At 68.9% G+C, this 20,706-nt stretch carries 20 protein-coding genes and 1 pseudogene; 9 read left to right on the top strand and 12 right to left on the bottom strand.

Annotated elements, in window-relative coordinates:
• Positions 1-27: 27 nt before the first annotated feature.
• The 3 genes from H4W80_RS11695 to H4W80_RS11685 all read right to left on the bottom strand — a co-directional run bounded on the left by H4W80_RS11695 (position 28) and on the right by H4W80_RS11685 (position 4,194).
• The gene (locus H4W80_RS11695; protein ID WP_192785118.1) at positions 28-1,275 is read right to left on the bottom strand and encodes a cytochrome P450; all 1,248 of its coding nucleotides are present in this window, start codon (positions 1,273-1,275) and stop codon (positions 28-30) included.
• Positions 1,276-1,361: 86 nt separating this feature from the next.
• Positions 1,362-2,969, bottom strand: a complete 1,608-nt coding sequence (locus H4W80_RS11690; protein ID WP_192785117.1) for an FAD-dependent oxidoreductase — start codon at positions 2,967-2,969, stop codon at positions 1,362-1,364.
• 181 nt (positions 2,970-3,150) lie between these two features.
• Positions 3,151-4,194: a phosphotransferase enzyme family protein gene (locus H4W80_RS11685; protein ID WP_192785116.1), complete on the bottom strand. Its 1,044-nt coding sequence runs from the start codon at positions 4,192-4,194 to the stop codon at positions 3,151-3,153.
• A gap of 131 nt (positions 4,195-4,325) precedes the next feature.
• Here H4W80_RS11685 and H4W80_RS11680 point away from each other — a divergent pair, with 131 nt between their 5' ends.
• A complete protein-coding gene (locus H4W80_RS11680; RefSeq protein WP_192785115.1) occupies positions 4,326-6,104 on the top strand; it encodes a PA14 domain-containing protein in 1,779 nt (592 codons plus the stop codon).
• A gap of 24 nt (positions 6,105-6,128) precedes the next feature.
• Here H4W80_RS11680 and H4W80_RS11675 read toward each other — a convergent pair whose 3' ends face one another.
• A complete protein-coding gene (locus tag H4W80_RS11675) occupies positions 6,129-6,701 on the bottom strand; it encodes a TetR/AcrR family transcriptional regulator (RefSeq protein WP_318786815.1) in 573 nt (190 codons plus the stop codon).
• Positions 6,702-6,783: 82 nt separating this feature from the next.
• Between H4W80_RS11675 and H4W80_RS11670 the strand changes: the two genes are divergently transcribed.
• Positions 6,784-7,194 (top strand): organic hydroperoxide resistance protein, encoded by a 411-nt coding sequence (locus tag H4W80_RS11670; RefSeq protein ID WP_192785113.1) that lies wholly within the window; start codon positions 6,784-6,786, stop codon positions 7,192-7,194.
• A 99-nt stretch (positions 7,195-7,293) separates the two neighbouring features.
• On the opposite strand, the gene H4W80_RS11665 is transcribed toward H4W80_RS11670, so the two are convergent.
• Positions 7,294-8,007, bottom strand: coding sequence for a TetR family transcriptional regulator (locus H4W80_RS11665; RefSeq protein ID WP_192785112.1), 714 nt, complete (start codon positions 8,005-8,007; stop codon positions 7,294-7,296).
• Positions 8,008-8,124: 117 nt separating this feature from the next.
• On the opposite strand from H4W80_RS11665, the gene H4W80_RS11660 reads away from it, so the two are divergent.
• From H4W80_RS11660 to H4W80_RS60570, 4 genes and pseudogenes are all read left to right on the top strand, one after another.
• Positions 8,125-9,294, top strand: a complete 1,170-nt coding sequence (locus tag H4W80_RS11660) for an acyl-CoA dehydrogenase family protein (RefSeq protein WP_192785111.1) — start codon at positions 8,125-8,127, stop codon at positions 9,292-9,294.
• Positions 9,295-9,494: 200 nt separating this feature from the next.
• The gene (locus tag H4W80_RS11655; protein ID WP_192785110.1) at positions 9,495-10,202 is read left to right on the top strand and encodes a hypothetical protein; all 708 of its coding nucleotides are present in this window, start codon (positions 9,495-9,497) and stop codon (positions 10,200-10,202) included.
• A gap of 303 nt (positions 10,203-10,505) precedes the next feature.
• Positions 10,506-11,363, top strand: a complete 858-nt coding sequence (locus H4W80_RS11650; protein WP_192785109.1) for a hypothetical protein — start codon at positions 10,506-10,508, stop codon at positions 11,361-11,363.
• A gap of 398 nt (positions 11,364-11,761) precedes the next feature.
• Positions 11,762-11,869: pseudogene (locus H4W80_RS60570) on the top strand (IS5/IS1182 family transposase); the annotation flags it as partial.
• A 34-nt stretch (positions 11,870-11,903) separates the two neighbouring features.
• On the opposite strand, the gene H4W80_RS11640 reads toward H4W80_RS60570, so the two are convergent.
• From H4W80_RS11640 to H4W80_RS11620, 5 genes are all read right to left on the bottom strand, one after another.
• Positions 11,904-13,118 (bottom strand): ISAs1 family transposase, encoded by a 1,215-nt coding sequence (locus H4W80_RS11640; RefSeq protein ID WP_192785108.1) that lies wholly within the window; start codon positions 13,116-13,118, stop codon positions 11,904-11,906.
• A gap of 412 nt (positions 13,119-13,530) precedes the next feature.
• The gene (locus H4W80_RS11635) at positions 13,531-13,974 is read right to left on the bottom strand and encodes a hypothetical protein (RefSeq protein WP_192785107.1); all 444 of its coding nucleotides are present in this window, start codon (positions 13,972-13,974) and stop codon (positions 13,531-13,533) included.
• Positions 13,975-14,150: 176 nt separating this feature from the next.
• Complete coding sequence (locus H4W80_RS11630; RefSeq protein WP_192785106.1) at positions 14,151-14,810, bottom strand: ankyrin repeat domain-containing protein; 660 nt, start codon at positions 14,808-14,810, stop codon at positions 14,151-14,153.
• A 346-nt stretch (positions 14,811-15,156) separates the two neighbouring features.
• A complete protein-coding gene (locus H4W80_RS11625) occupies positions 15,157-15,714 on the bottom strand; it encodes a DDE-type integrase/transposase/recombinase (RefSeq protein ID WP_192785105.1) in 558 nt (185 codons plus the stop codon).
• A 786-nt stretch (positions 15,715-16,500) separates the two neighbouring features.
• Positions 16,501-17,073, bottom strand: a complete 573-nt coding sequence (locus H4W80_RS11620; protein ID WP_318786814.1) for a TetR/AcrR family transcriptional regulator — start codon at positions 17,071-17,073, stop codon at positions 16,501-16,503.
• Between the two features lie 91 nt (positions 17,074-17,164).
• On the opposite strand from H4W80_RS11620, the gene H4W80_RS11615 reads away from it, so the two are divergent.
• Entirely contained in the window at positions 17,165-17,899 is a 735-nt protein-coding gene (locus H4W80_RS11615) for an enoyl-CoA hydratase/isomerase family protein (RefSeq protein WP_318786813.1), read from the top strand.
• Positions 17,900-17,913: 14 nt separating this feature from the next.
• The gene (locus H4W80_RS11610; RefSeq protein ID WP_192785104.1) at positions 17,914-18,807 is read left to right on the top strand and encodes an NmrA/HSCARG family protein; all 894 of its coding nucleotides are present in this window, start codon (positions 17,914-17,916) and stop codon (positions 18,805-18,807) included.
• A gap of 142 nt (positions 18,808-18,949) precedes the next feature.
• Here H4W80_RS11610 and H4W80_RS11605 read toward each other — a convergent pair whose 3' ends face one another.
• Both H4W80_RS11605 and H4W80_RS11600 read right to left on the bottom strand, forming a co-directional pair.
• The gene (locus H4W80_RS11605) at positions 18,950-19,642 is read right to left on the bottom strand and encodes a tyrosine-type recombinase/integrase (RefSeq protein ID WP_192785103.1); all 693 of its coding nucleotides are present in this window, start codon (positions 19,640-19,642) and stop codon (positions 18,950-18,952) included.
• Between the two features lie 52 nt (positions 19,643-19,694).
• Positions 19,695-19,862, bottom strand: a complete 168-nt coding sequence (locus H4W80_RS11600; RefSeq protein WP_192785102.1) for a hypothetical protein — start codon at positions 19,860-19,862, stop codon at positions 19,695-19,697.
• 147 nt (positions 19,863-20,009) lie between these two features.
• Between H4W80_RS11600 and H4W80_RS11595 the strand changes: the two genes are divergently transcribed.
• On the top strand, positions 20,010-20,606 hold the full coding sequence (locus tag H4W80_RS11595; RefSeq protein WP_192785101.1) for an alpha/beta hydrolase: 597 nt from the start codon (positions 20,010-20,012) through the stop codon (positions 20,604-20,606).
• Positions 20,607-20,706 lie beyond the last annotated feature (100 nt).

Below are 20,706 nucleotides of genomic sequence, written 5' to 3'. Positions count from 1 at the left end.
TCTGCAACGAGAACGGCCCGGACTGAATCACCCCGTCGGCGAGGCGCGGATCGCTTGTGCGGGCAGGACGTCGTCGAACTCCACGTAGAGGTGCCGGGGCCCGCGCAGCCCCGGGTTCGGCCGGTACGGCGGCGGGTCGGCGGCCAGGCGCGGATTGACCAGCCGCCGCGCCAGCTCGCCCAGCGCGAGCTGCGTCTCCAGCCGCGCCAGCGGGGCGCCGAAACAGTAGTGGATGCCGCTGCCGAAGCCGAGGTGCTGGTTGTCCTGCCGGTCGGGGTCGAACCGGTCGGGATCGGGGAAACGGGCCGGGTCACGGCTGCCGGCGGCGAGCGCGAGGCTGATGATCGCGCCCTTCGGGATCGTCGTGCCCGCGATGTCGATGTCGGCCAGCGCCGAGCGCCGCAGGCTGAGCAGCTGCACCGGCGGCTCGAAGCGGAGCAGCTCCTCGACCGTGCCGATGACCAGGTCGGGCTCGTGGCGCAGCCGGTCCAGCACGCGGGGGTTGCGCAGCAGGGTGAGCAGGCCGTTGGTGACGAGGTTGACGGTGGTCTCGTGGCCGGCGACGAGCAGCGTCGCGGCCGCGCTCAGCAGCTCCTCCAGCCGCAGGTCGACGGCCGGGTCGGTGACGATGGCCGACAGCAGGTCGTCGCCCGGCCGCCGCCGGTGGGCGTCCACCAGCTCCTTCATGTACGTGCCGAGCTCCGTCCTGACCTCCATGTTCCGCCGCTCCCGCTCGGCGACGGTCCCGGTCGTCGGGTCGATGGTCTCGATGATGGCCTGCGACCACCGGTGGAAGCGGGGCTCGTCCTCGCGGGGCACGCCCAGCAGCTCGCAGATCACCGTGACCGGCAACGGATAGGCGAAGTCCTCGACGATGTCGACCCGGGTCCTCCCGGCGAACCCGTCGATCAGGTCCGTGACGATCCGCAGCATCCGGGGTTCCAGATCGTCGACCCGGCCGGGGGAGTGGGGCGGCCCGAAGTGCCGCATCATCATGGAGCGGATCCGGTCGTGCTCCGGCGGGTCGAGCCTGATGAAGGACGACGGCAGCGCCGTCCCCGCCTCCTGCTCGGCGGCGATCTCGGGAATGTTGCGGACGTCGGAGCTGACGCGCGGGTCGTGCAGCAGCGCGACGATCTCCCGGTAGCCGCTGACCACGTAGCTGCCGTCCGACTGCCGCGCCACCGGGGTCCTGCGGAGCTCGGCGTAGAGCGGGTACGGATCGGCGCGGTTGGCGTAGTCGAGGATCTGCTCGTAGACGCCTGCCTCTGCCATGTCCTTTGCCACGTCCTTTGCCACGTCCTTTGCCACGTCCTTTGCCACGATGACGGCTCCCTGATGATGTGCTCGCTCGGTGTGGTTCAGTGCCGCCGCTGCAGCGTCACGCGACGCTCGTCCGGGTTGTGGCCGGTCAGCACCACGGTCGCGCCGTAGGCGGGGGAGATCCGCTGCGGTACGTCGGCCGGCATGACCTGGAGCCCGTCGGGCCGCCCGACCATGCCGGGGCCGGGCGGGAACGGCGCGGCCCGCTCGATCTGCGCCTGGTAGAAGTCCAGCCACATCGCCTGGTCGAAGGCGACCGCGGCCGTGATGCGGCCCCGGTTGCCGTAGACGGCGACGAACCGGCGCTCGGCGACCGAGCCCTGCGCGATGACGACCTCGTCAGCGAACGTCGGCACCCCGACGGACTTGATGTTGGTGCCGAACTGGGCGGACCAGAAGACCGGCAGGGACACGTGCGGCCAGCGGTCGCTCTCGGCGCTGATCATGTTGTGCGCCGCGACCTGGGCCTGGGTGACCGCGTTGCCCCAGTGTTCGAGGGACAGGAACTGGTACTCGTACACCGGGTGCGGGAAGCGCGCCACGTCGCCGGCGACGAAGACGTTGTCGGTGACCAGCGCGTTGACGTCGAACGCGCGGCAGCCCGCGTCGCACGCGACGCCCCACACCCCGGCGGCCAGCCCGGAGCCCTCCAGCCATTCGACGTTGCGCTCCGCGCCCAGCGCGGCCACCGCCACGTCCACGTCGAGCGTGGTGCCGTCGGACAGGCGCGCGCGGCGCAGGCGCCCGTCCCCGTCCCCTTCGAGCGCCTCGACGGTGACCCCGCAGCGCAGGTCCACGCCGTGGTCGCGCTGCAGGTCCGCCGCGATCGCCCCGATCGTCCCGCCCAGCGCGCCCGCCAGCGGCGCCTTCCCGCGCTCGGTGACGGTGACGTCCAGGCCCAGTTCGCGGCAGACGGAGGCGATCTCCGACCCGGTGAAGCCGGCGCCGATGATCAGCACGCGGCCGGGGCGCGCGGTCAGCCGCTCCCGCAGCCGGGCCGCGTCCTCGTTGGTACGCAGCACGAACACCCCGTCGAGGGCGGCCTCCGCCGCGTTCGGCCAGGGCCGGGCGCGCGCTCCCGTGGCGATCAGCAGGCGGTCGAAGTCCACCTTCCGGCCGTCCGCGAGGTGAACCTGCCTGGCCGCCAGGTCCAGCCCGGTCGCCGCCTGCCCGAGCAGCCATTCGGCCTCGAACTCGGCCCGCCGCGGCAGCGCCGTGTCGTCGGCGGCCACCTGCCCGGTCAGGACCTGCTTGGACAGCGGCGGCCGGTCGTACGGCTCGTACGGCTCCGCGCTGATCAGCGTCAGGGACCCGGCGTAGCCCTCCCTGCGCAGCGTCGCCGCCGCCCGCAGCCCGGCCAGCGAGGCGCCCACGATGACGATGCGGCCGACCTCCACGGGTCTCTTCCCGTTCGCCGGCTTGAGCGGGGCGGCCTTGGCGGGCCGTCCGAGCGTGTGGACCTGGTCGACCACCAGGGCCTGGACCGGGCAGGCCGCGGCGGCGCGCAGGACGCGGGTGCGCTCGGAGTCGGCCGGGTGGAGCTCGTACATGAGGGCTTCGGAGCGGCGCATCGCGAAGACCTCCGGCGCGAGGAAGGCGCACTGCCCGTAGCCCTCGCAGCGGGTGAGATCAACGACGACTCTCATCTGGCTCGCCCTCTTCGTAGCCTGACGATTACTCTGAGTAATCATCGGTGGCATACCCATTGCGGTACATAGCCACACCAACCGCCCGCGCGCGGGGTCAGCGGGAGGCGGCCAGCGCCAGGTGGTCTGCGGGAGGTGGTCTGCGGGAGGCGGTCAGCGCCAGGCGGCCGGCGTGAGGCGGTCAGCGGGAGGCGGTCAGCGCCAGCACGTCCGCGAGCTGGCGCGGCGTCGGCAGGATGCGCAGGGCCTCGTCGATCTCGCGTTCGGCCCACTCGCGGTGCCGCCGCTCGGCCCCCGGGTCCAGCGCGACGCGGGTCTGGGCCAGCAGGAAGTTCAGCCGGCCCGCCAGCAGCATCGAGAAGTCCGCTGCCTGCCTGATGCGCCCAGGACCGTCCTCGCGCACGTAAGCCTCGTACATGGCCCGCATGGCGTCGAGGTCCGCGTCCGGGCCGTCGCAGAACCAGTCGAACAGCGCCCTGGCCAGCTCCCGGCCCGGCACGGCCGGCCCGAGGTTGTCCCAGTCGACGACCACCAGGGCGCCCGAGGGGTCGGCCAGGACGTTCTCCGGGTGCAGGTCGCGGTGGCAGACGATCAGCTCGGCGGGATCGGCCGGCGCCACCGCCGCACACAGCTCGGGCAACGTCGCCACCCGCTCAGCCAGCCGCCCCGCCCAGGCCACGCCCGCCCGCTCGGCCGGGCCTTGGGGGCACTCCGCCCGCGGCCGTTCCTCCTCGGCCGGGACCTGGTGATTCTCCACCCTCGGCCACTCCTGCTCGGTCGGGACCTGGTGGTACCAGGCGTCGGGCGGCCCGCCGTCCGGCTCCGTCGCCGCGGCGGGAGCGCACCGGTGCAGGCGTGCCAGCAGCGCCCCGAGCTCTCCCGGCGTGGCCCGCGCCGCGAGATCGACCGGCCGCAGGTCCACCCAGTCGTACAGACGCAGCCACGTCCCCCCGCCGGGCGCGCTCAGCAGGTGGCGGCCGTCGCGGTCGCGGTGGCCGGCCGGCAGTCGCACGCCCGCCTCGGCCGCCCGCCGCCCGAACGCCAGCTCCGCCTCGATCAACGCCTCCGACGGCGGCTCGCCGAAGATCTCCTTCAGCGCGTAGCGCGCCGGGCCAACGTCCAGCCGCCAGATCTGCCCCAGCGCGCCACGTGGCCCCGCCGACACCACGACGTCGGCGTCCCACCCGAACGCCTCCCGCACGTACGCGCCCAGTTCCGTGCCCACGTTCACCCCTCGGCGGCGAGATCCGTGTGCCCCAGTATGAACCGCCACGCCCGCCACAGCACCGTTCACTCGACTGTCATCCGCATATGTCATGATCCACGGGTTCTCACGGATCTTGTGACAGGAGAAGGATGACTGCATCAGCGCGCCGCGCGCTCCGCGCCGCCCTCGCGGGCGGCCTGGCCGCGGCCGTGGCGATCTGGCCGGTGGCGGCACCGGCGGAGGCGGCCGTCTCCGCCGCCGTGTCGGTGGACTTCACCAAGCCGGTTCGTACGCTGTCCGCCGGCGACTACGGCGTGGGCATCACCGGGTACGGCGAGGGCTCGTACATCACGAACGACTCCCGCCACCGCGAAAACCTGCGCAACCTCAAAGCGGGCCGGATGCGCATAGAGCTGCACTACCAGGAGCCGGGCAACCACTCCAGCCCGATCGTGTGCGGTGGGTACAAGTGCGACACGACCATCACGGGCGACGCCTGGATCGCGGCCATCCGCGACCTGGGCGCCGAGCCGGTCGTCATCCTCCAGGTGGACGGCCGCCAGACCGCCGAGGTGAACCGGGACGACGCGGTCGCCCTCTACCGGCACTTCGCCGCCTCGGGCACGCCGGTGCGGCGCTTCATTCTGGGCAACGAGCTCAACTGCACCTGCACCCCAGAAAAGCCGGAAATGTCGGCATCTGAGTACAGTCGGCGCTTCAACCTGATCACCGACGCCCTCGACGCCGTGGACTCCGCGGTCCGCGTCGGCGGCCCCGCCACGGCCTGGAACGACCTGTCGTACATCAGGACGTTCCTGGAGGGCTCGCGGGACCGGGTCGACTTCCTCGACTACCACGACTACGGCAACGGCACTGACCCGATCACCGACGAGGACCTCCTGGGCGCCGCCATCCGCAGCTACGAGACGGACCTGAAGGAGGTCGGCGCGCTGGCCGAGTCCGTGCTCGGCCGCAAGATCGACCTGCAGATCGGCGAGTTCAACTCCGACTTCGACGACCCCGACGGCCACCGTACGCTGACGCACTTCAACACGCTGTGGGGCGCGGCGGCGCTGGGCCAGATCCTGCACGCCGGAGCCGCCGCCTACCAGTACGGCGACAAGAACGGCCAGCTCGGCCTGACCAGCACGAAAGGTGAGGGCGGCATCCAGCGCAGCGAGCCGCTGCCCATCTACCACGGCATCGGCATGTTCACCGGCGAGGGCCTGTTCCGCCCGTTCGGCACGACCATGGTGCAGGCGACGGCCGACACCGCCCAGTTGTACGCGTTCGCCTCGGACGCGGCCAAGAACGTCGTCCTTGTCAATGTCGGCGCCCAGCCGCTGGAGACCAGGCTCACGTTCACCGGCCTGACGGCGGGCACGGCCGCGATCTGGCAGAGCACCTCCGACGCGTGGGCCCCGCACCGCACCGGCACGGCCACCATCGCGGGCGGCGCCGCGACGCTCACGCTCCCCGCGGGCTCGGCCACGACCCTGGTCATCGACCAGCAGGGACTGTCGGCGACCTACTTCGACAACGCCGACCTGACCGCGCCCAAGCTGACCCGGATCGACCCGGCGGTGGACTTCGACTGGGGCGCGAACGCCCCCGACCCGGCCGTGTCCGCGGACACGTTCAGCGTGCGGTGGACCGGCAAGGTGATCGCCGCGCGCGCCGAGACGTACACGTTCATCACCACCAGCGACGACGGCGTGCGGCTCTGGGTGGACGGCACGCTCGTCGTGGACAACTGGACGGACCATTCCAAGCGCGACGACAGCGGCGACATCGCGCTGAGCGCCGGGGCGCACGACCTCAAGATGGAGTTCTACGACAGCGGCTACGACGCCATCGCCCAGCTCCACTGGTCCAGCCCCACCGTACAGAGGCAGATCATCCCCACGGCGAACCTGCTCGCCGGCTGAGCCGTGAGCCCCCCGGCCGGGGGCTCACGTGGCCAGCACCCTGGCGAGCGCCTCCTGGACGGCGGCGCGGACCGTGGCGGGATCGTCGAGGTCGAAGCCGACCACGAGCCCGTCCCTGAGCAGCAGGACGATGTCGGCGGTCCGCTCTGGGTCGGGGTGGCCGTCGGCGGCCAGGAGGTCGCGGTAGAGGCCGCGGACCCAGCTGCGATATTCGTTGATGGCCTGCCGTACGGGATGGGCGGGGTCGGGATACTCGGCCGCCGTGTTGACGAACGGGCAGCCGCGATAGCTGGTGCCCGCGCCGAACTCGCACATGTAGGCGAAGATCTCCATCAGCTTCTCGCGCGGCGAGGTGGCCCGCAGGGTCGTGACCAGGGTGTGCTGCAGCGAGGTCTGCTGGACCACGTAGGCGCGGACGAGGTCGTCCTTGCCCGGGAAGTGGTGGTAGAAGGTCGCCTTGGCGACGCCCGCCTCGGCGATGATCCGGTCGATCCCGACCGAGTGGACGCCCTCCGTGTAGAACAGGCGCGTCGCGGTCTCGAGGACGCGCTCGCGCGCCGGGCTGGGGCGACGGCCCTCCAACGTTTCTGCGCTCACGAGTTGACGGTACCAGACAGACCTGTCTACTCTCATATCCATCGGCAGACAGACAGGTCTGTCTAACTGAAGGGCTGACGACATGAGCATCTACACCGCCATCGCCACCTCCGCCGGACGCGACGCCCGCGCGGTCTCCTCGGACGGAAAGCTGGACGTCAAGCTGGCCATGCAGAAGGAGCTGGGCGGCGACGGCGAGGGCACCAACCCCGAGCAGCTCTTCGCCGCCGGCTACGCCGCCTGCTTCGCCTCGGCGATGCGGCTGGTGGGCGCGCAGCAGAAGCTCGACGTCTCGGACGCGTCGGTCACGGCCGAGATCGGCCTGTCGCCCAACGGCAAGGGCGGCTTCCAGCTCGAGGCCACGCTCCGGGTCGAACTGCCCGACTCCATCGCACCGGAGGCGGCCAGAGAGCTCGTCGAGGCCACCCACCAGGTGTGCCCCTACTCCAACGCCACCCGCGGCAACATCCCCGTCAACCTGGTCATCGAGTAGCGGGACCTTGGGGGCGACGGGCGGCTGCCATCCCCGCCAACCTGGTTCGCATAGCGGGATCGTGGGGACGGCGGGCGGCCGCCATCCCCGCCAACCTGCTCATCGAGGAGCCGGATCCTCGGCGCGGCGGGCGACGGCCTCGATCTCCTCCGCGATCTTCCACAGCGGCGTGCGGCGGGTGGTGAGGACGACCATGACCTCGTCCGCGGCGGCCTCCGCCTCGAGGCCGTCCACCCAGGGGCCGAGGGTCTTGATCACCTCGGAGATCGCCGCCGCGAGTCGCACCCGTACGTCCCCCCGGCCGCCCGACCGCAACCACCCGCGCAGCACGTGGTTGTGCGCGGCCACCACGGCGGCGGAGGCGACCTCGTGCCGCAGCCGGAACTCCGGCCCGCCGTCCTCCGCGCGGCGGCCGTCCATATAGCCGACGAAGGCCCGCTGGTAACGGCTGATGGCGGCGATCTCCCACTCGCGCAGCGCCGGCACCCGCCGCGTCAGCTCGTACCGCTTGACGGCGGTCTCCGGGTCCTCGGCGTACATGTCCAGGACGATCCCGGCGGCGTCCGCGATCACGAGGAGCGGCGAACGCAGCGGAGAGGCCGACTCCAGGAACTCCGTCACCCGTCCCAGGCACGCGTCGTGGTCGGGGAGGATCGCGTCCTCCTTCGTACGGAAGTGCCGGAAGAACGTCCGCCTGGCCACCCCGGCGGCCTTGGCGATCTCGTCCACCGTGGTCGCGTCGAACCCGGCCTCAAGCGACAGGCTGATGGCCGCGGACATCAGCTCCCGGCGCGCGTCTCGCCTCGCGGACATCCGCTCCCTTCCCTCCGCCCGTCCATGGGGGCTTCACCGTACACCCGCTCTGGCGCCATGTCACTCAGTGCCTTATCTTAAGTCACTGAGTGCCCGTCATTGAGTTGGGAGAAGCGTATGAGCCTGGCAGGCCACCTGCACGACGTGGCGGAGGAGTACCCCATGCTCCGCGAGGCGATCAGGGCCCTCGCCGAGGAGAAGATCGCCCCGCAGGCCGCCGCCGCGGACGAGAACGAGGAGTTCCCCTGGCAGGTCTACAAGGACCTCGTCGCGGCCGACTTCCACGCCGTGCACATCCCCGAGCAGTACGGGGGCGCCGGGGCGGACGCGCTGGCCACCGTGATCGTCATCGAAGAGGTGGCCCGAGCCTGCGCCTCGTCCTCGCTCATCCCGGCCGTCAACAAGCTCGGCACGGTCCCGCTCCTGCTGTCGGCGTCGGAGGAGCTGAAGTCCCGCTACCTGCCCGCGGTGGCCAGTGGCGAGGCCATGTTCTCGTACGCGCTGAGCGAGCCGGAGGCCGGCTCGGACGCGGCGTCGATGAAGACCCGGGCGGTCCTGGACGGCGACGACTACGTCCTCAACGGCACCAAGATGTGGATCACCAACGCCGGCGTGTCCGAGTACTACACCGTGATGGCGGTCACCGACCCCTCTGCCGGCGCGCGCGGCATCTCCGCCTTCGTCGTCGAGAAGTCCGACGAGGGCGTCTCCTTCGGCCCGAAGGAGAAGAAGCTCGGCATCAAGGGCTCACCCACGCGCCAGGTGATCCTGCAGGACGTCCGCATCCCGGCCTGGCGCATGATCGGCGCGCCGGGCACCGGCTTCAAGACCGCCCTGGCCACCCTCGACCACACCCGCGTCACCATCGCCGCCCAGGCCCTCGGCATCGCCCAGGGCGCCCTCGACTACGCGATCGGCTACGTCAAGGAACGCCGCCAGTTCGGCCGCCCGATCGCCGACTTCCAGGGCCTGCAGTTCATGATCGCCGACATGGCCATGAAGCTGGAGGCGGCCCGGCAGCTCACGTATGCGGCGGCGGGCATGTCGGAGACGGCCATGCGCGGGACCCCGGTCAAGGAGCTGACCTTCTTCTCCAGCGCGGCGAAGTGCGCGGCCTCTGACGCGGCCATGGAGATCACCACGGACGCCGTACAACTGCTCGGGGGGTATGGCTACACGCGGGACTTCCCGGTGGAGCGGATGATGCGCGACGCCAAGATTACCCAGATCTACGAGGGCACCAACCAGATCCAGCGTATGGTGATGGCCCGCCAGCTCCTCAAGTAGGCGTTGACTTGCGAAAACCCTGCTTTCATCCTCTGGGAAGCAGGGTTTCTTATGTGAGGCTCGACATCCCTTAAGAGCCACGTTCCGTGGCTGTTCCGTGGGAGCTCACATGCATGAGATCCAACGAAGAGTGAAGTGTCGGTAGGTCTCCTAGTCTCTGCTGCGACGGCTGTGACCGCGAGCTGACGAGGGGGTCGGCAATGAGCGCGAATCAGTACCGAAGCCAACTGGAGCGCAAACGCAAACAGCGCATCGAGGCGGAGAAGAAGGCTGGGGAGTACCGGAGTAAGGAGACCGCGAAACGCACGGCGGCGGCCAAGGCGCGTACGGCAGCAGCCAAGGCCAGGAGTAGCAGCATGATGACCAGTAAGCTCCGCGAGGCTGAACGCTTCGACAAGGACGCCGCCACAGCTGGTAAGGAGGCGGGCTGTTGGGGGGACAAGGCGGTTGGTTACGCCAAAGAGGAGGCCAGCTTGCAAGGTAAGCTCGCCAAGGCTGAGCAAGCCGAGCGCGACGCGGCTGAGCGGAAGCGTCAGCGCGAGCAGCAGCAAGCGCAGCGTCAGCGTGCAGCTGAGAGCGCATCCCCTCAACACCGCATCAGCCACACGGAGTCGATCGTGCAAAGAGCCATCCGAGAACTACGGGCGCCCAATTCTGAGAAGCTTCACGTTTTGATCTTGGGGGCCGCATCTCGGGGCGACCTGCGCGTCGGCCGCGAGCAGAAGCGCATCCGTAGTGCTGTTAACTCTGCGCTGCACCGGGACCTCATCGAGCTTGATGTGCGGCCGGCCGCGACGACCGCTGATCTTCTCGACGGAATCACCGGGTTCCGCCCCCATGTTGTCCACTTCTCTGGCCACAGTGACGATGACATCATTGAGTCCCTTTCAACCCCGGCGGCCGCATAGGCTACGCCACAAGACGGCTGTCCGGAATCTCCGTGGCCCCTCACACTGAGCGGGCAACGAAGCTCCCCACAACGAGCTGATCTTGGTCGATCGCCCGTTCTATCAGGGGAGCTTCGTTGCCACCAGGGCAACACCCGACCGCGCCCACGCGTGATCCCGCCGATCACTGCTTTTAACTAAGCGGCATTGTTCCTAGAGGTGCGATGCCGAAACTGTGACATGGGGGACGTGGTCCTCGAAACCCACTGTACCGCGCGGCGCGCTATGACAAACTCGCGTCACCGCAGCTCTCTCGTGACACGGGTGGCCCATATGAAATGTGGATATCGCCGGATATGCCGTGCATCGCTGATATGGCTGCTTATTCCGGCAATGCTGGTCGGTTGCGACCGCAAGAACAGAGACGCGGCGTCCCACCATCCGAGCACCTCTCAGCACGAGATCACATCGAGCGCCGAACCTAGAAACAGCTCCGGCGGCGACGAGCCCGGGATCACCATCGAGGTCCCGATCGAGGTGGGCGGCGACTCGGACAATAGCAAGCAGGACAGCGGTTCGGACAACAGCGAGCGGGACAGCGGTTCGGACAACAGCGAGCGGGACAGCGGATCCGAGCAGAACTCCGAAGCGGAAGAACCGGAACCCGACCCCACCGAGGACGCGTTCCGATCCGTCAGCGCGGGCGATTGCCTGCCCATCTACCGCACCGGCTACAGCGACGACTGGAGTCAGCCGAAGCCACCCGAACCGGTCTCCTGCCGCGGCAACTATGCCGGTCTCTTCTATGTCACCCGAACCGGAGGCAGCGGCCTGATCTGCCCCAACGGCCGCGCCGAGGACTCATGGCGCTACTACTCCGCCATGTCGAGACAGACCACGACACTCTGTCTCAGGCGGATCTGGGTGAAGAATTACTGCGTCCTCGCGATTGATTCCGGGAACCAAAGCCTGTCTTTCGGCCTGTCGACCGCCGTGGGCTGCAACGCCGACCGCGTGCCCAAGCCTTACAACCGGATCATGGTCGTCTCGGACGTCTACAGGGCCCCGCCGGACGCCCACGTCGGCTACTGCAAGAAGAACCAGTACGACAACCGCATGTACTGGATGGTCCTGGTGTCCGGCGGCGAAGACATGGTCTGTTTCACTGACCCGAACACCTGACAGAACTGCCTGGCCTTAGGAATGTCCGGGGGTATCACTCCAGTGAGGTGATCTCAGCAAAATAAATCGGACAATAGGGGCATATCTGGGGCGCCGGTAGTGGCGTTTCGGGCCTTTCGGGAGGAGTCGTCGAAGGCCGGAGATGGACGTGGAGCCTCCGGTAGATGAGTTCTCACCACAAGAAAGCACAACCGCCGAAAGGCTCCACGTGATTGCTCATCGTGCCACGCTCGACGTCTCCCGCGCGCTGATTCACCACGTTGCCGGGTCGCTGCGGGACGAACGCCGCCGTCTCGGCACCCCGCAGGGCAGCCGCGCCTTGACTCCGTTCTGGCAAGCGGTGCTGATCCTGCGCTGGTTCCGGGGCGAGCACGACATCCCCAAGCGCCCGCGCCCACGTCCTCGGTGCGCTGTACGCCGCGGCCGCAGCAGGCCTGCCCACCCTGGCCGACAGCGGCTACGAAGGCGCCGGAATCGGCATCCACACGCCGATCAAACAACCCGACGAAGGCCAGGTCCTCAGCCAGGGCCGATGCGTTCTCATGTTGTGAACCCGAGTAGCTGGAGTCCGTCGGCGGGGTGGCTGCGGTAGTGGTCGGTGGCGGCGGCGATGTTGGTTGAGCCGATCAGACGGGCCAGGCCGATGGCCAGGTTACGCAAACCGGCCATGATGCGGGGTGCCGTGCCGGTGCGGACGCGGGAGGCGTCTTCGCGGTAGGTGACGTCGCGAATGTGGTGCAGGGCCTCGATGCTCCAGTGGCCACGGATGAGTGCGGCGAGCTGGGCGTGGGTGATCCGGCCCGGTGACAGGCTGGTGATCGCGTAGATCGTGACGATGGTGGTCTTGCCGGTGCGGTGGTCGGTGCGGCGGCGTTTGACCTGGATCGCCTGGGCGGCGTGGGGGAAGGGCAGGCCCGGGCGGGCAGTGCAGATCTTCATGTGGCGGATCTCTCGGCGGCCGTGGCCGGTCTCGTCGGTGTGGTCGTTGAGAATCGCTTCGCGCCAGGGCAGGGCCTTGAGCCGGCGCAGGAGTGTGGGCTGGTTGCCTTTGACGATGAACAGGTAGTGGCCGCTGGCGGTGACGATCTGCCGGGCGTGCTCCTGCTGGGTATGCAGGGCATCGGCGGTGACCACCACGCCGGTCAGGTCGAGCCCGGACAGCAGGGGGGTGAACGCGGGAATCTCGTTGCTGTTGGCCTCGACCTGCCGTTGGGCCACGACGATCTGTGTGTTCTGGCAGGTGGCGGCCAGCAAATGGGTCACGCCTTGGCTGGTGCGGCTGCCGCGCAGGGTTTTGCCGTCCACGGCCAGGCCGGACAGCGGGATCCGGCCTTCGGGCTGGTCGCCTGGGCCGGCGGGCGGGGCGCAGGTGGCAAGCTCGGCGAGATAGGTGCAGGTCGCTGTGTCGAAGGCGTCGCCGTCCAGGCGGGCGAACAGTCGTCCCAGGGTACTGGCGGCCAGGCGTATCGTGCCGGGCAGGCCGGCATGGGCGCGCAGGTCGGGGTCGTACCCGGCGATGAATCTGGCGATCTTGGCCGGGGAGGTGGCGCCGCCGAGCACGGCGAGCAGGGATAACGCCAGCAGAGGGCCGAGCCGGTAGCGGCGTCCCCGGCGGCTGCGCGGGTCCGGGATGGTGTTCAGGAGTTCGGCGAGCGTGGGCAGATCGAGCGGCTCGGCGGGCAGGTCGGCGGGCAGTCTGGCGGCGGTGACGTGCTCCAAGTGGCGCGAGAGCACGTCGATCGGGGATGATGGCACGCGAACGCGGCCCCTGTTCTTGATCGACTGGCTAGACACCGACGATCATCAGGGGTCGCGTTTGTCATGTGCACCCTGGGGTGCTCCTAACCCATGCCTCATCGAGCCAGCGAACGTCCATCAACCGAGAACGCAACGGCCTTGGGTCCTCAGCCCGGACAACCGCACCTACAACCGGCTCCTCCGAGCCCTTCGCTGCCTCGGCGAACGCGGCTTCGCCCTGCTCAAAGGCCGCTGGCGAACCCTTCAGCACATCACCCGTCAGCCCCAGCAGAATCGGCGACATCGCCCGAGCAGCGCTTGTCCTCACCCATTTCGAGCACGACTATCTACAAAGACTTCGCTGAGATCACGTCAGTGGCTCCGGCCCCGATCCTCTTCCGGAGGCGGGGCCGTTTCGGCGTTTCCGGAGCTATTCGACGATCTCGTTGAGCGCGTCCTCGTACGCCTTGGCGTCGGAGGGGGCCATGTCCTTGTCCACGCGCACCACGACGTTCCCCTTGACGTACGTGTACTCAGCCAGCATCGGAGCCTTCCCGAGCGCCTGTATGTACTCAGCGCGGGCCTCGGCGCTGCCGGCGTCCTCGAACACCTCCACACTGCCCGCCTTTTCGGCCTTGACCCTGCTATCAGTGAACTCGGCCTTGCTGAGATAGCCGTTGGGGCGGCCAAGCAGCTTGTTCGGGTCGGTGTTCCCGTCGTAGACGGTGCCGAGCTCAGCGGGCACGCCGTTGGCGCCGAGGTCGCCGATGATGGCGGCGGCGTCCTTGTTGGTCGTGGCCCCGCCGCAGGCGGTGAGGAGGCCGACCAGTGCAAGCGCGGCGGCGGCGTGGAGGTGTCGTCGTAACCAGATCATGAGGTCATGCATACACTCTGGATCGGTCCAGCTCGACAGTATTGATGCGATTGGTAGCCGCCTCGCCACCGGGCATGCGGGTTCTCTCCGTTGCTGTACAGCACGGAAGTACAGCAACTGATCCGCAAAGCCGCGCCACGGACTTTATGCGATCTATTGGCTTCGGATTCTGTTGATCAGACGAAACCCTCGGCAACGAGCCGTGCACCGTGTTCGTCGATAACGTGCCGCTGACCCGATCCCCCAACGATGCGACACCAACTTTCCACGGTCAGTTCGGTTCGCTCTAGTCGATAGCTGAAACCGCCGTACATGCCGGGGACAGCAAACCAGCAGGCTGGGTTCCGCTGCTCGGTGAGTGTTTCCAGCTCGGGAAGGCGTAACTGCTGATCGGTGATCAGATCACCGGCACGGTCGTGAATCAGTGTGTGAAAGTGGCGTTGGATCGACCTCATGGTCTCGACTGGCAGTTGGTGGCGGATAACTGGCGTGAGCGGTACCAGGAGATGATGGTGTCCCATGCGATCAGCGATGTCGACCGCCTGCTCTCCTTGAGCCGTGCGCAGCATGCGCCAGGCGCCGCCTGCAACCAACTGGTGAGCAATGTCGGCGTCAGCACCGTGCCAGGCGACCTGGTGAAGCGGGGCGTATCGGCTACTGCCGCCGACTCTGCCGCTGTTGATCCAATCAGGGTGTGCTTTGAGCAGATCGAAGACCCTTGGCCAGTCACCGTCACGCGCCGCGTCGGCCAGCTTGTCGCGTCCCTCGATCACCCAATCGCTGTAACTCGACCGCAGAGTGACGCCATCCCACGTCGAAACCTCGTCCTGCCCCATGCGGCACCTATCTGCTCGGCCACCGGAGATACATCAAGCAGTGTGCCAGGACAGGTACACCACCCCTGCTCTGTTCCGTCCCTGTTCCGTGGGCGTGCCGAAGACTGGGATAAGTGACGAGAGACACTCGCAAGCGTAATCACTGCTCAGCTGCGTGATCGACTCGTTTTCCCAAGTGGCTCGATTACGCATCGAAGATCACCCAGATCTACGAGGGCACGAACCAGATCCAGCGCCTAGTGATGGCCCGGCAGTTGTTGAAGTAGGCGTTGACGTGCGGAAACCCGGTACTTCCTGAATAGTGGGCGGGGTCCACGGCCGATCGCGGCGTCCAGATCGGCCAGGGTCAGTTTCGCCTGGCCAGCGCGGTCGGGGTGCCGCGGCGCGCGTAGCCGGGCTGGTGTGCCAGGCACATCTGGTTGATGGTGCCGATCAGCCGCTCGATTTTCCCGTGGCCATGTGTCTGGTCCTTCAAGGTGAGGACCGGGTTCACCTTGAGGTCCGCCATCACCTGTTCCAGGTGGGCGGAGGTGAAGTCGGATCCCTGGTGGAGGCGGAATACCGACGGGATGCCGCACACGTGCCAGTCCGGCTCGGGTTTGCGCCCGATCGCGTGCCGGAACGCCAGCGCGGTCGTCAGAGCCGAGGGCGCTTCCAGGTTGGCGGCGTAACCAGCGATGGCACGGGAGTGGTCGTCCTCGATGGCGGCCAGCCACGGCCGGGCAGGCCTGCCCCGCTCGTCGACCACCCAGATGTCCAACTCGGTGTGGTCGGCCTGCCAGATCTCGTTCGGCGTGGTGGCCTCACGCCGGTACACCAGCTCAAAGGACTCCCGGTACTTCTTGGTGCCGTCCACGCCGAGAGTGACCAACGCAGGGTCGAGGTCGGCGACGATGCCATGCACGGTCCAATAGCGGGGCACCGGCCAGCCGTGCGCCTTGGCGACGCTCTCGGCCTGCCGGTGAATCGTTGCCGCGCTGGGGCGGGTTTGCGCAAGGCAAGCCCCTCGACGAACGTCACCAGCTCGTCCGGGAACCGGCGCAGGCCCTTGTCGCTACGGCTGGCGCGCGCCAGGCCGTCCAGACCAGAACGCCGGTAGTCGGCCGGCCACCGCTGCAAGGTCCGGTAGCAGGGCCCGTCTTCGCCCTGGGCGGCCGCCAGCCGTGCCAGCGGCACCCCCTCGTGCGGGTGCGGCGCCGGCATCTCGTACCGGCTCATGGCCAGGGCGCGCCCGGCCACGTCCCCGGAGCGCCCGCTGTCCGGCCTGGCGTGTGCGTGTTGTTCACTCGCAGTGCTCACCCTGCCATCGTCCGTCCCCACAACCGATGCCCACCACACCCGTGAAGGCCGCGGTTTGCGACAACTCCGCACACCGGGACCTGTGATTTGTCCCGGGATCGGTGGGGTGAGGGCACCTCCGTGTGCGTCCGATCCGCTTGCCAGGCCACTCCTGGGGTCGGGACGGCCCACCCGGTGCCCAGGCCGCGCGCCCGGGCGGCCAGCATGAAACTCCACATGGCCGGAAGGATCGATCCCCACGCTCCCGCCTGCGCGGCCACCGGGGCGCGGTCGGTGCGTCCCTCCACGCCCGGCCAGTTCGCGGACCCCTCTGGTCTTTTGTGGGTGTCGTCGGGGTTGAGGATTTTCGATGGCGTCGGGAAAGGTCACACGGTCTATCCCGGCTTGCGGATCAGCCGGGTGCGGGGCGCAGGCCGTTGAGGAGGAGGTCGAGGAGATGGCCGGACTGCTGGTCTCGGTCGGGTTCCGTTTCTGTGGCCAGGGCGATGGCGTTGACGAATTTGAGCAGTTGCTGGGCCGTGACGTCCTGGCGGATGGCGTTCGACTGCTGGGCTCGGGTGAGCAGTGCGGTGGCCGAGGTGACGATGGCCGCGCGGCACCATGACTCCTCCTGCGTTCCCACTGCAGCCATGAGGGAGGCGGCCAGGCCGCGGGTCGTGCTGCCCTGGGCGACGACGGCCTTGAGCCAGGACATCAGGGCCTCGCCGGGCGAGGCGGACGACAGCAGTGCCTCGGCCTGGCGGCACAGGGCCTCGATGTGGTCGCGGTGTACGGCTTCGAGCAGGGCCTGCCGGGTCGGGAAGTGGCGGTAGAGGGTCGCGTTTCCGACGCCTGCCCGCTGGGCGATGTCGTCGAGCGGTGCCTGGGATCCCTGTTCGGCGAAGGCCGATCTCGCGGCCGTGAGGATGCGCTCGTAGTTGCGCGCTGCGTCGGCCCGCATGGGCTTGGCCGTTGGCTGGGTCACGGTACTTCCAGTTGCAGAAACGGGGACAGTCCCCGTATCGTAGCGCAGGCCGCTAAACGGGGAATCTCCCCGTTTAGCTTGGGAGGTTCATGTGGCCGAACTGGACAAGTACGCGAGCACGTATGCCGAGCACTTCGTGATGGAGCGGAACGACGGTGTGCTGCTGCTGCGGATGCACACCGGTGGCGGTCCCGCCGTCATGGGGTTGTCCCTGCACCACGCGTGGGGACAGGTCTTTCAGGAAGCCGGGAACGACCCGGCCAACGAGGTGCTGATTATCACGGGCACCGGCGGGTCCTGGATGGCCGGGCTGGAGCCGGACCTGCGCGAGAGGCGGCTGACCGGCGGGCGCTACCAGACCTACTACGACGGCATCAAGCTGCTGGAGAACCTGGTGTTCGCGGTGGACGTTCCCACCATCGGCGCCATCAACGGCCCTGGTTACCACCACGAGCTCGCGCTCGCCTGTGACATCACCTTGTGCACCCCCGAGACCGTCTTCGACGACACTCATTTCCGGGCCGGCGCGGTGCCGGGTGACGGCCAGCACCTGGTCTTTCAGGAGCTCCTCGGCCTCAAGCGCAGCGCCATGGCGCTCTACACCGGCGCGGGCATGGATGCCGCGCAGGCGCTGGAGCTGGGCCTGGTCAACGAGGTGGTGCCGGCCGACCGGCTGATCCTCCGGGCCAGGGAGCTGGCAGCGACGATCATGGCGGCCCCTCGTACCACGCGCAGGCTGACCCACGCCGTGCTCCAGCGTCCGTGGAAGCGGCGCCTGGTGGACGACCTGGGCTTCGGCCGCGCGCACCAACTGTTCGAAACGTGATCAAGGAGTAAGTGATGGAGAACATTGTCGCGGTGACAGGCGCCACCGGCACCCAGGGCGGTGCGGCGGCCCGTGCGCTGCTGGGGGCCGGGTGGCGCGTGCGGGCCCTGGTACGGAACCCTCAATCGGCGAGTGCCCGCGCGCTGGCCGAGGCGGGTGCCGAGGTGGCGCACGGTGACATGGACGACCGCGCCTCGCTCGACGCCGCGTTCCGCGGCGTGTACGGCGTTTTCAGCGTCCAGCCCACCGCGGGCTACCCGGGAACGCCGCCGGGCTTCACCGTCGAGGATGAATTGCGGCTGGGCAGGAATGTCGCGGACGCGGCCGCCGACGCCCACATCGAGCATTTCGTCTACGCCTCGGTCGGCGCCGCCGACGCCGGCCACGGCATTCGCCGCTGGGAGAGCAAGGCGGAACTGGAGACCCACGCCTGGCGGCTTGGCACGCCGACCACGGTGCTGCGGCCGGTCCGGTTCATGGACAACCAGGTCGATCCGCGTTTCGGCATCCGCGACGGTGTGCTGGCCGACGTCATCTTCCCCGATGTGCCGGTGCAGCTCATCGCGGGTACGGACATCGGCGCCTTCGCCGCCCTGGCCTTCACCGACCCCGCCCAGTACGTGGGCGAGACCCTCGAACTGGCGGGCGACGAGCTCACCATGACCCAGATCGCGCACGTCATGGAGCAGGTGCTGCACGAGCCGATCACCTACCGGGCCATTCCGCGCGAGGTCCTTCTGGACAAGGGCCATGACGCCATCGCCGGATACGAGTTCGCCAACCACGGAGGCGGCTGGTACGCCGACATTCCGGCCCTGCGCGAGCGGCACCCCGGCCTGATGACCTTCGCCGCCTGGCTGGAGCGGGAGGGCGCGGAGAAGTACGCCGCCGCCCAGAAGCGCGACTGACAACTCGGGGGAACCGCCGACAGACCTGACCACCGCACGCCGTCACCAGCCCGCCTCGCCGGCGCACCCATCCAGAACACTCTTCGGGCGAGGCCGGGCATGCGCAGCAGGTGGCCAAGACGGTCGCCGACCGACAGGGCGGCTACCGGTTCCGCCAGGCCGGGGCGGGCTCGTTGGCGTGGCCCAGGCGCCGCTCCAGCTCGGCCCGGTTGTGCCCGGATGCCTGGGAAAGCAGATAGGCGAAGGTATGGCGCAGGTCATGCGGGCGCAGCCGGCCGAGCTGCCGGTCGGCGCCGGTGACCTGCAGGTCATGGATGGCGACGATGGTGTTGATCGAGCGCGGCGACAGCTGCCCGTCGGGCCGGCGGGCAGCGATGGAGGAGGCCGCCAGGAACAGCGCGGCCGACTCGTCGCTGACGTCGAGGCCGCGTCCGTGCTCGAGGTAGTCGGCCAGCGCGGTGCGGGCGTCCAGGCCGAGGAAGACGCTGCGGCTGGTGCGGCCTTTGCCGCGCACCCCGCTCAGCTTGGCCTCCTTCACCCGCCGCAGCTGGGCGGGGTCGCGTGGCTCCAGCTGGGCCAGGTCCGGGCCGGCGATCTCGGCGCGGCGCAGCCCGGTACCCAGCATCGTGTGCACGACGGCGCGATCACGCGGCGGCCGGGCATGGCGGTGCGTGGCGGCCGCGCTGCCGTCCTTGCGCCGCCACCTGGCAGCGGCCAGGTGATCGCGCCAGGCGGTGATCTCGCGGGCGGTGACCGCCGAGACGCGCGGGTGCCCGAGCCCGGCGGCCAGCCAGGCGCGCAGCCGCTCCAGGTGGCGGCTGATCTTCGTGCTCACCTCGGCGGAGCGCACCCGCGCACCGCGAGGTCGAGGTAGCGCTCGATTTACTTCACGGAAGGGCCATTTCCTGAAGCGAATCAATGTCCTGCGATCTCGCGTCCTTCGTCACCGGGTTCTGCGGGAAGTCGATGGTGATGTCGAGGCCGCCGCCGGTCCGGGCGGCGACCGCGATCCGTCCCCGGTGAGCGAGGGTGACCGCGCGCACGATCGACAGCACCACCTGGGGCCGAACCGCGAGACGCTCGACCGGATCGGCGTGCCGCCTGACCACTACGTGCCCCTGACCCCGAAGGACGCGGCCGCCGGGCGCGACCCCGCCCTGGCCAAGGCGCTGACCCTGCTGCACAAGTGAATGGACCGCTCGATGAGACACCTCCTGGCAGTCGCCGCGGGACTGGTCGTCCTGGCCGCGTCCGCCTGCTCCGCGCCCACGCCGCCCCGGTCGGCAACCAGCCCGTCGCCCACGCCCACCGGTCCGGCCGTCCTGCCCGCGCCCACCGGTGACCATACGGTCGGCACCACCATCCTGTATGTGAACGACACCTCCCGCCCCGATCCCTGGAACCTCGACGTCAAAACCAGGGAGCTCAAGGTCACCGTGTGGTATCCGACCGAGCAGAAGGACGGGGAGCGGGCGCCGTACGTGACGCCGAAGGAGTCGGAGCTCTTCCTGAAGGGCTCCAAGGTCGCGGGCGTGCCGTCTGACACGCTGAGCAAGACGCGGACGAACGCCATCAAGGACGCCGAACCCGCAGGGGAGAAACTTCCACTGGTGGTGCTCTCTGCCGGCTTCACCAAGCCGTTGAGCTCACTCACGTCCCTGGCCGAGGACCTGGCCAGCCGAGGGTACGTGGTGGCCGGGATCGACCACACCTACGAGAGCTACGTCACGACCTTGTCCGATGGGCGGGTCGCCGAGTGCATCGCGTGCGACAGCGACACCGCGCGCCGACCACCCTGAAGGAACTGCTCGGACAGGAAGCTCCAAGGCCCACCGGCCGACACCCCGGTGCGGTTCAACACGACCACGGGCCAGACTGTCCTCTCCAACGAGGACCGCA

The sequence above is a fragment of the Nonomuraea angiospora genome (genome assembly GCF_014873145.1).
In the GTDB taxonomy this organism is placed as follows: Bacteria; Actinomycetota; Actinomycetes; order Streptosporangiales; family Streptosporangiaceae; genus Nonomuraea; species Nonomuraea angiospora.
The sequence above is the reverse complement of the archived record's forward strand: the minus strand, read 5'-3'. Positions and strand labels throughout refer to the sequence as shown.

Coding starts and splice junctions, on each gene's coding strand:
- H4W80_RS11635 (WP_192785107.1), bottom strand. CDS start 13,974: ATGATCTGGTTACGACGACACCTCCACGCCGCCGCCGCGCTTGCACTG.
- H4W80_RS11630 (WP_192785106.1), bottom strand. CDS start 14,810: ATGGGGCAGGACGAGGTTTCGACGTGGGATGGCGTCACTCTGCGGTCG.
- H4W80_RS11610 (WP_192785104.1), top strand. CDS start 17,914: ATGGAGAACATTGTCGCGGTGACAGGCGCCACCGGCACCCAGGGCGGT.
- H4W80_RS11660 (WP_192785111.1), top strand. CDS start 8,125: ATGAGCCTGGCAGGCCACCTGCACGACGTGGCGGAGGAGTACCCCATG.
- H4W80_RS11670 (WP_192785113.1), top strand. CDS start 6,784: ATGAGCATCTACACCGCCATCGCCACCTCCGCCGGACGCGACGCCCGC.
- H4W80_RS11680 (WP_192785115.1), top strand. CDS start 4,326: ATGACTGCATCAGCGCGCCGCGCGCTCCGCGCCGCCCTCGCGGGCGGC.
- H4W80_RS11695 (WP_192785118.1), bottom strand. CDS start 1,275: ATGGCAGAGGCAGGCGTCTACGAGCAGATCCTCGACTACGCCAACCGC.
- H4W80_RS11690 (WP_192785117.1), bottom strand. CDS start 2,969: ATGAGAGTCGTCGTTGATCTCACCCGCTGCGAGGGCTACGGGCAGTGC.
- H4W80_RS11595 (WP_192785101.1), top strand. CDS start 20,010: ATGAGACACCTCCTGGCAGTCGCCGCGGGACTGGTCGTCCTGGCCGCG.
- H4W80_RS11665 (WP_192785112.1), bottom strand. CDS start 8,007: ATGTCCGCGAGGCGAGACGCGCGCCGGGAGCTGATGTCCGCGGCCATC.
- H4W80_RS11655 (WP_192785110.1), top strand. CDS start 9,495: ATGAGCGCGAATCAGTACCGAAGCCAACTGGAGCGCAAACGCAAACAG.